13 protein-coding genes, 1 tRNA gene and 2 pseudogenes are annotated in these 14,446 nt (G+C 53.4%); 4 read left to right on the top strand and 12 right to left on the bottom strand.

What is annotated here, in order from left to right; all coding sequences use genetic code 11:
* Window positions 1–150: 150 nt before the first annotated feature.
* The 3 genes from rpsU (at window position 151) to rpoD (ending at window position 4,344) form a co-directional block, all read left to right on the top strand.
* Entirely contained in the window at window positions 151–366 is a 216-nt protein-coding gene (rpsU, locus tag ACLJNW_RS08425; protein ID WP_001144069.1) for a 30S ribosomal protein S21, read from the top strand.
* A gap of 235 nt (window positions 367–601) precedes the next feature.
* Complete coding sequence (gene dnaG, locus ACLJNW_RS08420) at window positions 602–2,347, top strand: DNA primase (RefSeq protein ID WP_000918865.1); 1,746 nt, start codon at window positions 602–604, stop codon at window positions 2,345–2,347.
* A gap of 14 nt (window positions 2,348–2,361) precedes the next feature.
* Window positions 2,362–4,344, top strand: a complete 1,983-nt coding sequence (rpoD, locus tag ACLJNW_RS08415) for an RNA polymerase sigma factor RpoD (RefSeq protein ID WP_001120159.1) — start codon at window positions 2,362–2,364, stop codon at window positions 4,342–4,344.
* 122 nt (window positions 4,345–4,466) lie between these two features.
* Here the strand turns inward: rpoD and mug are convergent, their stop codons facing one another.
* A complete protein-coding gene (gene mug, locus ACLJNW_RS08410; protein ID WP_000237776.1) occupies window positions 4,467–4,973 on the bottom strand; it encodes a G/U mismatch-specific DNA glycosylase in 507 nt (168 codons plus the stop codon).
* 125 nt (window positions 4,974–5,098) lie between these two features.
* Between mug and ACLJNW_RS08405 the strand changes: the two genes are divergently transcribed.
* Window positions 5,099–5,174, top strand: a tRNA-Ile gene (locus ACLJNW_RS08405).
* A gap of 157 nt (window positions 5,175–5,331) precedes the next feature.
* On the opposite strand, the gene ACLJNW_RS08400 is transcribed toward ACLJNW_RS08405, so the two are convergent.
* From ACLJNW_RS08400 to ACLJNW_RS08350, 11 genes and pseudogenes are all read right to left on the bottom strand, one after another.
* Entirely contained in the window at window positions 5,332–5,550 is a 219-nt protein-coding gene (locus ACLJNW_RS08400; RefSeq protein WP_000468307.1) for a DNA-binding transcriptional regulator, read from the bottom strand.
* Window positions 5,551–5,616: 66 nt separating this feature from the next.
* Complete coding sequence (locus ACLJNW_RS08395; protein ID WP_023135454.1) at window positions 5,617–6,786, bottom strand: phage late control D family protein; 1,170 nt, start codon at window positions 6,784–6,786, stop codon at window positions 5,617–5,619.
* Window positions 6,783–7,268, bottom strand: a complete 486-nt coding sequence (locus ACLJNW_RS08390; RefSeq protein ID WP_023135453.1) for a phage tail protein — start codon at window positions 7,266–7,268, stop codon at window positions 6,783–6,785. Before ACLJNW_RS08390 ends, ACLJNW_RS08395 begins: the two co-directional genes overlap by 4 nt.
* 14 nt (window positions 7,269–7,282) lie before the next feature.
* Entirely contained in the window at window positions 7,283–9,727 is a 2,445-nt protein-coding gene (locus ACLJNW_RS08385) for a phage tail tape measure protein (protein ID WP_065680862.1), read from the bottom strand.
* Complete coding sequence (locus tag ACLJNW_RS08380; RefSeq protein WP_322741397.1) at window positions 9,720–9,857, bottom strand: GpE family phage tail protein; 138 nt, start codon at window positions 9,855–9,857, stop codon at window positions 9,720–9,722. The genes ACLJNW_RS08385 and ACLJNW_RS08380 overlap by 8 nt, the downstream gene beginning before the upstream one ends.
* Window positions 9,858–9,871: 14 nt before the next feature.
* Window positions 9,872–10,207 carry a phage tail assembly protein gene (locus ACLJNW_RS08375; RefSeq protein WP_001029726.1) on the bottom strand — a complete coding sequence of 112 codons (336 nt, stop codon included), beginning with the start codon at window positions 10,205–10,207 and terminating at the stop codon, window positions 9,872–9,874.
* 62 nt (window positions 10,208–10,269) lie between these two features.
* The gene (locus tag ACLJNW_RS08370; RefSeq protein ID WP_001207675.1) at window positions 10,270–10,788 is read right to left on the bottom strand and encodes a phage major tail tube protein; all 519 of its coding nucleotides are present in this window, start codon (window positions 10,786–10,788) and stop codon (window positions 10,270–10,272) included.
* 15 nt (window positions 10,789–10,803) lie between these two features.
* Window positions 10,804–11,991 (bottom strand): phage tail sheath protein, encoded by a 1,188-nt coding sequence (locus ACLJNW_RS08365; RefSeq protein ID WP_065680861.1) that lies wholly within the window; start codon window positions 11,989–11,991, stop codon window positions 10,804–10,806.
* A gap of 134 nt (window positions 11,992–12,125) precedes the next feature.
* Entirely contained in the window at window positions 12,126–12,695 is a 570-nt protein-coding gene (locus ACLJNW_RS08360; protein WP_024157125.1) for a tail fiber assembly protein, read from the bottom strand.
* Window positions 12,695–13,936 (bottom strand): annotated as a pseudogene (locus ACLJNW_RS08355) (phage tail protein); the annotation flags it as partial. The pseudogene ACLJNW_RS08355 and the gene ACLJNW_RS08360, both read right to left, overlap by 1 nt.
* 108 nt (window positions 13,937–14,044) lie before the next feature.
* Window positions 14,045–14,437 (bottom strand): annotated as a pseudogene (locus ACLJNW_RS08350) (phage tail protein); the annotation flags it as partial.
* Window positions 14,438–14,446: the final 9 nt, after the last annotated feature.

The raw sequence follows: 14,446 nt of genomic DNA, 5'->3' as shown, positions 1-14,446 counted from the left end.
TGTATACTCCCTCACCTTATAAAAGTCCCTTTCAAAAAAGGCCGCGGTGCTTTACAAAGCAGCAGCAATTGCAGTAAAATTCCGCACCATTTTGAAATAAGCTGGCGTTGATGCCAGCGGCAAACCGAATTAATCAAAGGTGAGAGGCACATGCCGGTAATTAAAGTACGTGAAAACGAGCCGTTCGACGTAGCTCTGCGTCGCTTCAAGCGTTCCTGCGAAAAAGCAGGTGTTCTGGCGGAAGTTCGTCGTCGTGAGTTCTATGAAAAACCGACGACCGAACGTAAGCGCGCTAAAGCTTCTGCAGTGAAACGTCACGCGAAGAAACTGGCTCGCGAAAACGCACGCCGTACTCGTCTGTACTAATCTTTTGAGAGCGGGCTGCTCTCAATTCAGATCGAGTTGTAGTTGTAAGGCCGTGCTTCCGAAAGGAATGCGCGGCTTGTTTTCGTTTATGCATTAGCATATACACAAAATCATTCATGCTGCGTCCAGGCGGCAAGAGAGCAAGTCCCCGGCGCTTACGCAAGTCAGCGACAGGGGTGAGCAAACGTAGCCAACACTACGGCAGCCTGAAGAATGACGTGTATAAAAGGGGCATATGGCTGGACGAATCCCACGCGTATTCATTAATGACCTGCTGGCGAGAACCGATATCGTCGATCTGATCGACGTGCGCGTAAAACTCAAGAAACAGGGCAAGAACTATCACGCGTGTTGTCCATTCCATAATGAGAAAACCCCTTCTTTCACCGTAAACGGTGAAAAACAGTTTTATCACTGCTTTGGATGCGGCGCGCATGGCAATGCGATCGACTTTTTGATGAATTACGACAAGCTCGAATTTGTCGAAACCGTCGAAGAATTAGCGGCCATGCATAACCTGGAAATTCCCTATGAAGCAGGCACCGGGCTTAGCCAGATAGAGCGCCATCAACGGCAAAACCTCTATCAGTTGATGAATGGTCTGAATGACTTTTATCAGCAGTCGCTTACCCATCCTGCGGCAAAACCTGCGCGTGACTATCTGCAAAAGCGCGGTCTGAGCGCTGAAATTATTCAGCGTTTCGCCATTGGCTTCGCGCCGCCAGGTTGGGATAACGCGTTAAAGCGCTTCGGTAATAACAGCGATAACAAGGCATTGTTGCTGGATGCCGGGATGCTGGTCAATAACGAGCAGGGCAGCACTTACGATCGTTTCCGTAATCGGGTCATGTTCCCTATTCGGGACAAACGCGGCAGGGTGATTGGTTTTGGCGGTCGAGTTCTGGGGAACGACACGCCGAAATACCTTAACTCTCCGGAAACGGACATTTTCCATAAAGGCCGCCAGCTATATGGTCTTTATGAGGCTCAGCAATATAGTGCTGAACCGCAACGCTTGCTTGTGGTCGAAGGTTATATGGATGTCGTCGCACTAGCGCAATACGACATTAACTATGCGGTCGCCTCGCTGGGTACCTCAACCACGGCAGACCATATGCATATGTTATTCCGGGCGACAAACAACGTGATTTGCTGTTACGACGGCGACCGGGCTGGCCGTGATGCCGCCTGGAGAGCGCTGGAAACAGCAATGCCTTATATGACCGACGGTCGGCAGGTACGCTTTATGTTTTTACCTGACGGCGAAGACCCGGATACGCTGGTGCGTAAAGAAGGCAAGGCGGCTTTTGAAGCGCGGATGGAGCAGGCGCAGCCGCTCTCTACGTTTCTGTTTAATAGCCTCCTGCCGCAGGTGGATTTAAGCTCGCCGGATGGCAGCACGCAGTTAGCCGCGCTGGCCCTGCCGCTCATTAATCAGGTGCCTGGCGACGCACACCGTATTCAGTTGCGCCAGACGTTGGGGCTGAAGTTAGGCATTTTCGATGATAGTCAGCTTGATCGTTTAGTGCCAAAACAGGCGGAAAGCGGCGTTTCCCGCCCGGCTCCGCAGCTAAAACGCACGACCATGCGTATACTGATAGGATTACTGGTGCAAAACCCGGATCTCGCGCCGTTAGTGCCGCCATTAGACGCGCTGGATCAGAATAAGCTGCCTGGACTTGGCTTATTTAAAGAATTGGTCAAAACTTGTTTGGCTCAGCCAGGTCTTACTACCGGACAACTTCTGGAACTCTACCGTGGCACAAATGATGCTGCGACCCTTGAAAAATTATCGATGTGGGACGATATAGCAGATAAGGCGATTGCCGAAAAAACCTTTACCGACTCACTCAACCATATGTTTGATTCGCTGCTGCAACTGCGACAAGAAGAGCTGATCGCTCGCGATCGCACTCATGGTTTAAGCAGCGAAGAACGCCGAGAGCTCTGGACGTTAAACCAGGAGCTGGCCAGAAAATGAATTTAACGGCTTAAATGCCGCATATCGATCGGGAAGCCCCCGACAGCCGCAGTGAGAGGCAGCGGCCAAAATATAAGTATGCCCTCGCTTTAAATGTCGACAGCTATACCGTCGACACCAATCAAACGAATAAGTGTGGATACCGTCTTATGGAGCAAAACCCGCAGTCACAGCTGAAACTTCTTGTCACCCGTGGTAAGGAGCAAGGCTATCTGACCTATGCTGAGGTCAATGACCATCTGCCGGAAGATATCGTCGATTCAGATCAAATTGAAGATATCATCCAAATGATCAACGACATGGGTATTCAGGTAATGGAAGAAGCGCCTGATGCCGATGATCTGCTGCTGGCTGAAAATACCACCAGCACCGATGAAGATGCGGAAGAAGCTGCTGCACAAGTTCTGTCCAGTGTTGAGTCTGAAATCGGTCGTACGACTGACCCGGTACGCATGTATATGCGTGAAATGGGCACTGTTGAACTGTTGACCCGGGAAGGCGAAATCGACATCGCTAAACGTATCGAAGACGGGATCAACCAGGTTCAATGCTCCGTTGCCGAATACCCGGAAGCCATTACCTATCTGCTGGAACAGTACGATCGCGTTGAGGCTGAAGAGGCTCGTTTGTCCGATCTTATCACCGGCTTTGTCGATCCGAACGCGGAAGAAGAGATGGCGCCGACCGCAACTCACGTCGGTTCTGAGCTCTCCCAGGAAGACCTGGATGATGACGAAGACGAAGATGAAGAAGACGGCGACGATGACGCCGCCGATGACGACAACAGCATTGATCCTGAACTGGCACGCGAAAAATTCGCTGAGCTGCGCGCGCAATACGTCGTTACGCGCGACACCATCAAAGCGAAAGGCCGCAGCCATGCTGCCGCGCAGGAAGAGATTCTGAAGCTGTCTGAAGTGTTCAAACAGTTCCGTCTGGTACCGAAGCAATTCGACTATCTGGTCAACAGTATGCGCGTGATGATGGATCGCGTGCGTACCCAGGAACGTCTGATCATGAAGCTCTGCGTCGAGCAGTGCAAAATGCCGAAGAAGAACTTTATCACGCTGTTTACCGGTAACGAAACCAGCGAAACCTGGTTCAATGCCGCTATCGCGATGAACAAACCGTGGTCGGAAAAACTGCACGATGTCGCGGAAGAAGTGCAACGCTGCCTGCAAAAACTGCGGCAGATTGAAGAAGAGACCGGTCTGACCATCGAACAGGTGAAAGACATCAACCGTCGCATGTCCATCGGGGAAGCGAAAGCCCGCCGTGCGAAGAAAGAGATGGTTGAAGCGAACTTGCGTCTGGTTATTTCTATCGCCAAGAAATACACCAACCGTGGCTTGCAGTTCCTTGACCTGATTCAGGAAGGCAACATCGGCCTGATGAAAGCGGTAGATAAGTTCGAATACCGTCGCGGCTACAAGTTCTCCACCTACGCTACCTGGTGGATTCGTCAGGCGATCACCCGTTCTATCGCCGATCAGGCGCGCACCATCCGTATTCCGGTGCATATGATTGAGACCATCAACAAGCTCAACCGTATTTCTCGCCAGATGCTGCAAGAGATGGGCCGCGAGCCAACGCCGGAAGAGCTGGCTGAACGGATGCTGATGCCGGAAGATAAAATTCGTAAGGTGCTGAAGATTGCCAAAGAGCCAATCTCCATGGAAACGCCGATCGGCGACGATGAAGATTCGCATCTGGGTGATTTCATCGAGGATACCACCCTCGAGCTGCCGCTGGACTCTGCCACTACCGAGAGCCTGCGCGCCGCCACTCACGACGTTTTGGCTGGCCTGACCGCTCGTGAAGCGAAAGTGCTGCGTATGCGTTTCGGTATCGATATGAACACCGACCACACGCTGGAAGAAGTGGGTAAACAGTTCGACGTTACCCGCGAACGTATCCGTCAGATCGAAGCGAAGGCGCTGCGTAAACTGCGCCACCCGAGCCGTTCTGAAGTGCTGCGCAGCTTCCTCGACGATTAATTCGCCGCACACGTATAAACGCCGCCGCAAGGCGGCGTTTTTTATCAGGACATGCGCAAGCACCCTATTTGGCCTACAGAATTTCTACACAGCGCGAGTATTCGCGCCCTCATTCCCCATTGCTATAGCCCACGCATAATGAGCGCTTGATCCAGTTCGCGATAGGCCTCGACCAGTTTTTCCGTTTTAATTCGGTTTAAGCCGCTGGGATTCGGCAACACCCACACCATCGTCGCGCCAATGGCGATCTTTTGTTTACCCCAGGCGATACCGCGCTGGCTGAATCCCTGTTCAAAAGCCTGTTTACCAAGCACCGCCAGCGCCGCGGGCTGGTAGTCCTCTATCTTTTCAATCAGGTTTCGTCCGCCGCTACGTAATTCATGCAACTTCACCTCAGTCGCTTGTACCGTCGGTCGATCGACGAGTTTCGTTACCCCGCAGCGAAAATCCAGTAATTTTTCCGCCTCTTCCGGTTTCAACTGTCGATCGGTGAAACCGGCCAAATGAATAACTTTCCAAAAACGATTCGCGGGATGCGCAAACGGAAAGCCGGTATTCGCCGAGGAGAGTCCCGGATTGATGCCGCAAAAAACCACCCGTAGCCCTGGCGCCAGTATGTCCTTAACCATTATTACTCCTGAGCAATACAACGTTCTTTAAGTATAACGGGTTGAAAACACATTGTTTATAAAAACAGCACCCGCACGGTTACGGCTGGATTACAGCGTAAAGTTACATTATAATCCACCGCCACGGCCCCTTAGCTCAGTGGTTAGAGCAGGCGACTCATAATCGCTTGGTCGCTGGTTCAAGTCCAGCAGGGGCCACCAAATTTTAGCTTTAAAATCATATAATTAAGCCACTCTAAAGAGTGGCTTTTTTGTTACCTCATTTTCGAGTGGCGATAAAATGGCGGTGGATTTTTTACCGCCACTTTACTGAGGGCATAAAAAAACCCGCACGCGGCGGGCATTTAGCGAAAATTTATCAGAGCCACAATGGTCGCTGACCACCAACAGTCGGGTGCGGCGGTGCCGGGTCGATGGATCCCGGAGTAACAATAAAGCGTTCTATCGTTTCCATTGTCATAAACGTACAACTGCAGTTGATATTCTGGCACTGGTGGTAGCGCTCTTTCGTATTTTCGGTTAGATAGCGGCTTGTTCGCGCATGTGCGGCATGATGGCACTTCGGACAATGAAACATAACCCACCTCTTATTCTCAATTCGTGAACCAATAATAATCACTAATTCACTTTTTGTGAATACATTTTATTCATCATCCGATTCTGCACTGTACTCCACATCAGAGAGTTTAACCTCGAGCTCTAAGCCCGTCGTGAAGCCACTATTATTCATATTGTGAGTCACCTTACTGATTAACCACGATTGCTCGTCTATGACGCGCTTAAAGCCTGACACGCGCACCGGTGTCTCAGGGAATAAATCAGCCCTGCCAAGCGCCAGCGTAATTGAAAACTCCGCAACGCCTCGCTGCAGCTTATCCCACTTAGCCTGAGCGGCGCGCATCGCCTGCGCCTTAGAAGCGTAGACCGTCGTCAGCGCCAGTACGTTATCGGCCTCACCGGCCATATACTCACCCTCGCGAGCCTCCGGCTCTTTTCTGGACTTCGTCTTTTTGCTGACCGGCTTTGCTTTCGGGTGTTCCAGTGCGCGAAGGTGCTTCTCTTTTGGCTGGCGTTTCAGCGTCACTTTCTGTTTTTGCGGCTTCGGGTCTTTGGTGTGCAACCATTTAGCTGTTACACCGGTATAAGCTCCGCGGTCGGCAATGGCAAACTGATGACGGTCGCCGTCACTGCGGGTCAGCGTCATTTGTGGAATGGGCTTACCGCTGGCCGTCAGCGCACTACCGGCTTTCAGAAACAGGAGCTTTCCCGCTTTAACCGATACAGTCGCTCCGTTTCGGTCAGCCAGCCGGGTTAGAAATACCGCGTCGGATTCCTGCGACTGGTCGATATGCGGTACCGGGATTTGTTTCAGCGAATCCGCGACGCTGGCCGTCAGTTTGTTACGCTTTGCAATGGTGCTTACCAGCTCACCGAGGGTGGTATCGTGCCATGATTCTTCACGTCGTGAATTGAGCGTGCCGCGAAAGTCTGCACTACGAGCCCGGATGGTCAGGGTATCAGGCGCGCCCCGGTGCTCAATCTCATCGACCGTAAAATCACCTTTATTCAATAGCGCCGAACCCTGCCAGCCAAGCCACAGCGTCAGCACCGCCCCGCGCAGGGGTAACTCGACTTTTCCGTCGGTATCGTCGAGCTCAATGTCGAGCTGGTCAGCCTCAAAACCCCGGTTGTCGGTCATGGTGAGAGAAATCAGCCGGTCACTAAAATTGCTGGTAATGTCCTGGCTGTTCAGCGTTAGCATAAATGCCGGTGCAAGACTGGCACCGGCGTCAATAGTCATTCCCGTAATCATGTGGTCAGCCCTCCGGGCGCACCCTGCAACTTATCGGTCAGATTACCGGCAGAGCCGAGAAGCTCGCTCGCCTGTTTATTCAGGTCGCCAAACATTGCCGTCAGTGATTCATCGACCCGTTTTAGCGAAAGCGTGAAATCAATCTTTCTTGCCGCACCATCGCTGAAAAACTCGGCGTGCGTGGTCGACACCTTATCGATGATATACATCCCGAGGATTTTGCCGGTACCCTCAATCAGCGGCCACGCCCTGCCTTCATCGGCCATCAGTTCCACAGCCAGCAGGGATATATGACCGCCGGTAATGGCAGGGTAAAGCGTACCGGCAAGCTGTATTGCGGTTTCCCCCTCGCCGAGAAACTGATATGCAGGCGGTTTACCGACCCGGTCATTAGACGCCCAGCGGTAATCTTTCGAATGCTGCATTGACTGATAAGGCAGAGTACGGAGTTCAAAAACAAACATTCCCAGCGCAAGCATCATCGTTTTATCCTTCCTCAGAAATCGTGGGTCATACTTGCACGCTGGCGCGCACGTTTATCACGTTCAATCTGTTCGAGCGTGTCGCGTAACTGGCGGTCAAGCTGATGCCCCGGCGCAACACCACCCGGCAGAGTGATGTTGTATTCGCTTTTGCTCTGGTCAATGTAAGAGCGCCCCGCCGGTGCGGTAACGGGTTGATAAGCCTGATAGCCGCCATATGTGCTGGTTGCCGGGATGTAGGAATTCCCCTGCGTGGCGGCGTTGGTTCTGGCCGCGGTCTGGTCGAGGCTGTCCGATTCTTTGTTGATGATGCCGAGCTTTTCGAGAAGCCAGTCGACACCACTGCGTAGCTTGTTGAAAACGTTCAGCGGTGCCATCAGCGCTGAGGCCAACGCCTGACCGAAAATAACGCCAGCATTTTTACAGCTATCGAGCGTCTCCTGCGTAGCTTTGACCGGTGCAATCAGGTCTTTAAACCATTGCCAGACTCCGCGCAGCTTCTCACCGAGTCCGTCAAAAATGGGTGCCAGTGGTGCAAACATTTCCCCGACCGGAGCAAAAGCACTCATGATGCCCTCAATGACCCCCGAGAAAAATGCGCTGATGGGCTCCCAATATTTACGGATAAGTAGCGCCCCGGCCACAATCGCCGCACCGACGGCCACTATCGGCCAGGTAATCGCACCGAGCGCTGTCACAATGGCACTACCGGCGACGGTAAAGGCCGTACCCAGCACGCCAGCCGCGGCGATAATGGCATTAATCCCCATGACAACCGGCCATGCAACGAGACCAATACCGCCGATGATGCCAATCAGAGCAAGTGCGCCCCCGGCAATAATGCCGATAGTTGTCGCCAGACCTTTGTTTTTCTGGATCCAGCCGTCGAGCTTTAACACGTATTGTGTGGCGGTTTGGGTGAGTTTACGCAGCGAGTCCTCTTGCTGGTCAAAAAGGTCGGTACCGACGGCCTCATAAGCCGACTGGAACTCTTTAAAGTCGCCGCCGAGGTTATCCTGCATAACCTTAACCAGTTCCTCGGTTTTACCGTCCGAGGCTTTAAACGCGGCAGTGAGCCGGTCAAGTTTTCCGCTTGAGGCTGCTTCCATCAGTACCGCCGCCGCCGAGCTGGCCTCCTCGCCGAAAATGGTTTTCATGTACTCGCCGCGCTGGCTTGTCCCGAGGTTGTTTTTCTCAAAGCTGCGCTGCATTTCTTTCAGGATGGAGAATATCGGGCGCGTGTTCCCCTTGCTGTCTGACGTTTTGACGCCGAGTTCCTTAATGGCCTCAAACGCTTTTCCGGTGGGAGCCTGCAGGCGGCTGAGAATGGCGCGGCTACCCGTACCCGCCATTGACCCGGTGATTTTGGCGTCGTGCAGTGCACCGACCATTGCGGCGGTTTGCTCGATGCTCACCCCGGCATTTTTCGCCACTGGCGCGGCATAGGTCAGCGCGTCGCTCAGTCCGTCAAAATCGGCGGCGGTTTTGTTCATCGTCATCGAGAGAACGTCGCCAATGTGAGCAATCTTGTCGTTTGAAAGTTGAAACGCTGATTTCATCCCGGTCAGCAGCGCAGCGTTTTCCTCCATTGATCGCCGGTTTGACAGCGCCATATTCAGCGTGACTGGCGTCGCCGCCTGAATGGCAGCAGCGTCACCGCCGCTTTTCGCAATGATGATTTGCGCGCTCGCTGCGTCATCTGCAGAGGCTGCAGTATTGTCGCCGAGCTGGCGAGCCTGTTTACGTAGCGCCTGCATTTCTGGCGACTGCTTTTCTACCCCGAGCACAGCCTGCAGCTCGGAATTTTTCTGTGCAAAGTCATAACCGGGCATCAGTAATTTAACCCCGGCCATCGTTCCCGCCGTCGCAATACCGACCCCGGCAGCACCTGCAGCAGCCATGTTACCGGCAAGCTCTTTACCTGATTTATATCGTTCTTTCACCCGGCTTAATTTCGCCTGCTGCGCACTGATGCGCGCCAGTGCCTCACGCTGTCGGTTAAGCTGCGCCGTCGTTTCGCTGATGGAGGTTTTGAGTCGACGTTCATCGGCAGACAGGGTGCGGGTATTGATACCGGCCTGCATCAGCTCGGAGCGCTGGCGCTGTACCGATGTTCTCAGGCTGTTATATTTCATCTTCAGCTCAGAGGCGGCACGCTTTGCCGCTTCGAGTGCCTGCGCCTGCGCACGGGTCGGACTGGTGGTGTTTTTAAACTGCACGGCCAGCTCACCGGCTTCGCGCTTCGCCTTGTCAAGCGCCTGACCAGTTACGGCCAGTTGCGCGCTTGCCTTACGAAAGCCGTCGATTTTCGATGCCTGACCGTTCAGGTCACGCAGCCCTTTTTGTGTGGTGCGAATATCACCCGACAGGGTTTTACTCGCGGTCTGGATGGATTTAAGCGGTCGGGTCGCCTGGTCGACCGCTTTCAGCAATACCTCAAGCCTCAGGTTATTACTCATTGTGGTTTCCGCTACGCTGCAGCGCCTTTTCGCGCCATGTGATGAGCTCGCTCAGGCTCAGGGAACAGAGTTCTGATGGCGGCCAGTGGAATATCACTGCGATATCCGCCATCAGGTCATCAGTCGACAGGTCTGGCGGGAAGTCTATTCCGCCGAAGCCGGTGACAAAAAACCAATCACCTTAGCGGCCAGCGACAACATATCGGGCAGGTTCATCGCGGTAAGCTCCTGCGCGGTGAGCGCGGGGTAGGTCATGCGGGGCAGCACCTTAATCAGGGCGTCGACTTCGGACTGCGCCACCGCCGCCAGACTGACGCCGCGCAGGGTACCGGCGTTCGGCTCAATCAGGGTGACTTTATCAATCGTCTGACCGGCGCGCTTAATCGGTTTGTCCAGGGTCACGACGTTCGGGTTTACGGTGTCAATTTCATTGCCAGCCGTATCAATAAATTCAGCGGTTTTACGTGGTGCTTTTGCCATGATGTTTTTCTCTGTTCTGAATGGGATTAATAACCGGCCAGCAGTGCTGACCGGTCAGGGAATTACAGCCCGATTGCGCGACGGTGCTGTTCCAGACGGTCGACGCCGTTCACCTTCTCGACCATGTTGACGGTGTCGATTTCGATGACGTCGCTACCATCAATCGTGAGGCGGTAGTAGGTGCAGACAGTCGACAGTTTGGTCGAGGTGTTTTCACCCTGCTTATTCTCGCCACCGTCGATTTCTTTATGACGGCCACGCATGACCACCTCGACCGCCACGATTTCGCCGGTATCGTCGCGCTGGTAAGAACCGGCAAAACGCAGCGGCACAGCATCAGCACCCGGGGCGGCGTACTGCGCCCACAGCGCCACATCAGGCAGGCCACCGACAGACCATTCGACGGTGAGCGCATCATCGTCGAGGCCGAGGTCAATCGCTGCCGCGCCATTCATACCGCCGCCGCGATAGTTTTCGAGCTTGCGGGTCAGTTTCGGCAGTGTCACGGATTCAACAACACCCATGTAGCTGAGGCCGTCATTGAACATATTCAGATATTTGAGTTTACGGGGTAGTGCCATGTTATTTCAGGCTCCTTAGCTGTTGACCGATTCGGCCAGATTCACCAGATATTTATCGGTGATACGCTGGCGCAGGGTCAGGCTTTCCAGTGGCGGAACCGGTGTATAGTCGTAGTCGATATACAGTTTCCCGGCCTTGAGGGTTTCCTTGTCGTTCGATTCCTCATCGAACCAGCATTTACCCTCCACGATGTAGCCGTTTGATTTCAGCTCGCGGAATTTGGCGTTAATGCCGTCAACAATGTCCCGAATGAGCGTGGCGGTAATGGGCTTGTCGATCGCCCACATGTGCGCCTCCGCCATCGTGTCGGCCAGTACCTGTGCGGTGCGGGTGTAGTTCTCAAACAGAAAAAGCGGGTCATCCGAGCAGGTGCGGTTACCCCAGAAGCGGAAACCGTCCTTGCGTACCAGCGTTGTAACCCCGGCCTCGTTGAGCAGGTCAGCATCGGTGCCGGATGCCTGCAAATCCCAGAACACTGAGGCGCTGATGCCGGTAACGCCCTGTACACCAACGTTAGACAGGGTTTTGTGCCAGCCGACAGTCTGATCGATGTAAGCACGCAGGCCGAGTGCACGCGCAGTGGCGTAAGCCGTTGCGGTGGTATTTTTGACGGTGTCCCACGCGAGGAAATCAGGCCAGATAACCATCAGCTCGCGCTGGCTGAAATTTTTACGATATTCCATCGCTTCGGAAATAGTCTTACATCCCCACGCGCTGACGTAAACAAATGCACGTAACTTAATGGCAGCCGACGCAAGCGCGACCGCGACCTCTTTAGTATCCAGCCCCGGCACCCCAAGAATACGCGGCTTGACGCCGGTGACGGCCTGAGCAGTCAGGAGAGCCTTGATACCGGTGTATTTACCGTTCTCATCCGTACCTCCGATAATGTTGGAAACAGTCTGTGCGAGCGCAGCTTCCTCGTTATCTCCGGTTCCATCTTCAACGCGTACAACAACAGTGACGGGTTTTGACTGGTCTGCAATGGCCTGCAGTGATGCAGCCAGCGTGCCTTTTTTACCGGCTTTCGCAATGGCGCTTTGCACATTGGTAATCAGTACCGGTTCATTGAGGGGAAATAGCGTGGCATCTGCATCGCTGGCTGTACAAACCATGCCGACGACCGCAGTCGCTACTGTGGAAATAACACGCGTACCGTCATTAATTTCGATGACCTGCGTGCCGTGGTGAAAATCACTCATCCGGTTAACTCCGTGGTTAAGGGGTGAGTATATTTTCAGGTCAGTACACAAGAGGGGGCTATTTGTACCGGCTGTCAGGTTGATGGCACAACGACAGGAAAAAGAAAAGGCGGGTAATAAACCCACCTGAATATTTAGCTTGGTATATCCGGCCAGTCAGGCGAAGATGTATTCACTCTGTTTACCAGTACCCTGTATTTTTTCCACTCGGCGAGCTGGCTTTTCTCTTCATCTGTTGCGAGTCCAAGATCAACCGCATCCTGAAGAGGCGCGATTTTTCCCGATGCCATTTGCAGGAGCCTACTTTTGGTTTCTTCCGCCTGACGAAGCTGCGCTGTTTTTTCAGCCGCTTCGTCTTTTACCCACGCCTTACCATCCCATTTCTGGTATTCACCATCTGGTGAAACCGATGTGACGTTTTCAGGTAGCGGGCCAGGAGCGGAGATATAAACCTGATTGCCGGTTGTTGTGTCGTAAACCGTCTCGCCGCGGTGGTCCTCATGCAGACTCCACGTTCCGGTTTCAGCGTCAAATACAGCAATATGACTGGCTGGAATATCAGGAGGGGCGATATCCGTACAGTTTGCCGGTAATCCTGTGTGCGGCTGAATATACGCATCACCTATGCCAATAAATTCATTTGTATCTGAACGCAGATTGAAAATTTTAATTGTCTGCGCTTTGCTGCTCATTTTAAAAGCCATTATGCCAGCCTCACTATGTAGTTAAATGCAATGTTTTTAACCGTGGTTTCCGCATTACCGTCTGCGTCCACAATAACGACGTGTCCGTGTGGGCCGATATATACAGTGTGGTCATGCGGGCCAATCCATGTGGTATGTGCGTGATCGCCATTCCAGCTTGTTAACTGGTCATTGCCATCACGCTGAACGCGAGCTTTTCCACCGATTGAATCACCACCGTATGTGCCGCCCGCTGAATGGTTATGACCGCCTGTTGTATTAGAGCTCTTCGTTCCGTAATCAAATGACGACGTACCTTTCGTTCCCAGATCGGTATCCTGCGCTCTGGCGCTGTGACTGTGCGATTTGTTGCCATCCAGCTCCTGAGAGAGCACAGCGCGCCCGCTCGCGGGCTTGCCTTTGATTATCCAGCCTCGCAGATCCGGAATAACGCCGGACGGATATGCTATAGCCAGTAACGGGTAAGCAGATTTATCAAATGTTTGCCCCTGCATCAGGGCGTAACCGGCAGGGATGGTGTCAGACGGCCACGGAAGGGGAACGCCGGGCGGACACGACATCAGGGGAAGCCAGGTAAAACCGGAACCATTGGTTGCATCCCAACGCGCGCCAATCCAGGCGTTACCGATTGAGTCTGTTATCAGAACGGTGCAACCGTCTACGCAATCGCGCTTGGCAATCACCTCAAGGAAAACATAATCGTTTACCGGCAATATTGTTGCCGGAGCTTTATTGCTGGCGAACCGGCGAGCACCAGACGGCAGGCTGCTCAAATCATCGGCGGAGCTTACCCACATAACGGGCTGAGCACCAAGACCGATCTGGGTGTCGTCAATGGCTTTTTTGGTGGTGATAATGCGGGCGTCGTCACCTGCGGCTACAGTGTCTGGTGTGGTGCCGACATTGAGTGTAGCGCTGTTGCCAAGCTGGAGGGACTGACGGGCTTGCGGGATGTTTGTCAGGTCAGCGAGGTTGCTTTCTTTGGCAAGGCGCTCGTTGGCGTTGTCCATCGCAATTTTGACCGCTTTTGGCGTGGCAGCCTGATTTTCATCATTACTGTCGGTTACACTACTTAGTTGTACAATCCCTTTACGCGTTGTGGTAGCGTCCTGAGCCGTATATTTCGCGTCAGCAAGGTCGTATGCTGCCTTGACGGCTTTCGGCGTCGCTGCGAGTGTTTCAGACTCGCTGTCTGTCGCGTTACTGAGCTGAGTAAACCCTTTTTCTTTCAGCGTGGCGTCAGGATGACGACGTGATTTTTCATGCCATGCGATCCTGTCGTCGACATAATCCTGCGTCGCCATCACCATCGTTGAGTCAATGGAAAGCTCCACGGACTCGACACTGCTGACAATAATGACCATGCGGCATGTCTGCGCACGCCCTGAGCCCTCGGCCAGTTCTGGCTTGTAGCTTTCGGCCATATTGGCAACAGCAATCAGCGTCCCTTCAGCGTCGTAAAGGCCAAGCTCACGCATCCAGAAGCCGCCCACCTCCGGCGGAATAACCAGCTCGGCCACAATGTAATTACTGTACCGGTTGTCCTGGCTGATTTTATTCAGAGTATGACGCCAGACCTCATTAACAAGCTGCGTCTGACCGGCATCAGGCTCCGGCAGCTTTCCGCCGCCGTCACCAACAGCCATAACGTTAAGATTTATTTTCTTACCGCCCGGCATGGTGGCTGCAGCAAGCTTAGCGGCTCCGGCAGTGGTGATAACGGTTTTAAATTTCGTGCTCATTATTCCTCA

It is taken from the genome of Salmonella sp. SAL4457 (genome assembly GCF_046548235.1).
GTDB classification, from domain to species: Bacteria; Pseudomonadota; Gammaproteobacteria; order Enterobacterales; family Enterobacteriaceae; genus Salmonella; species Salmonella enterica.
This window is presented reverse-complemented; position numbering and strand designations above follow the sequence as displayed.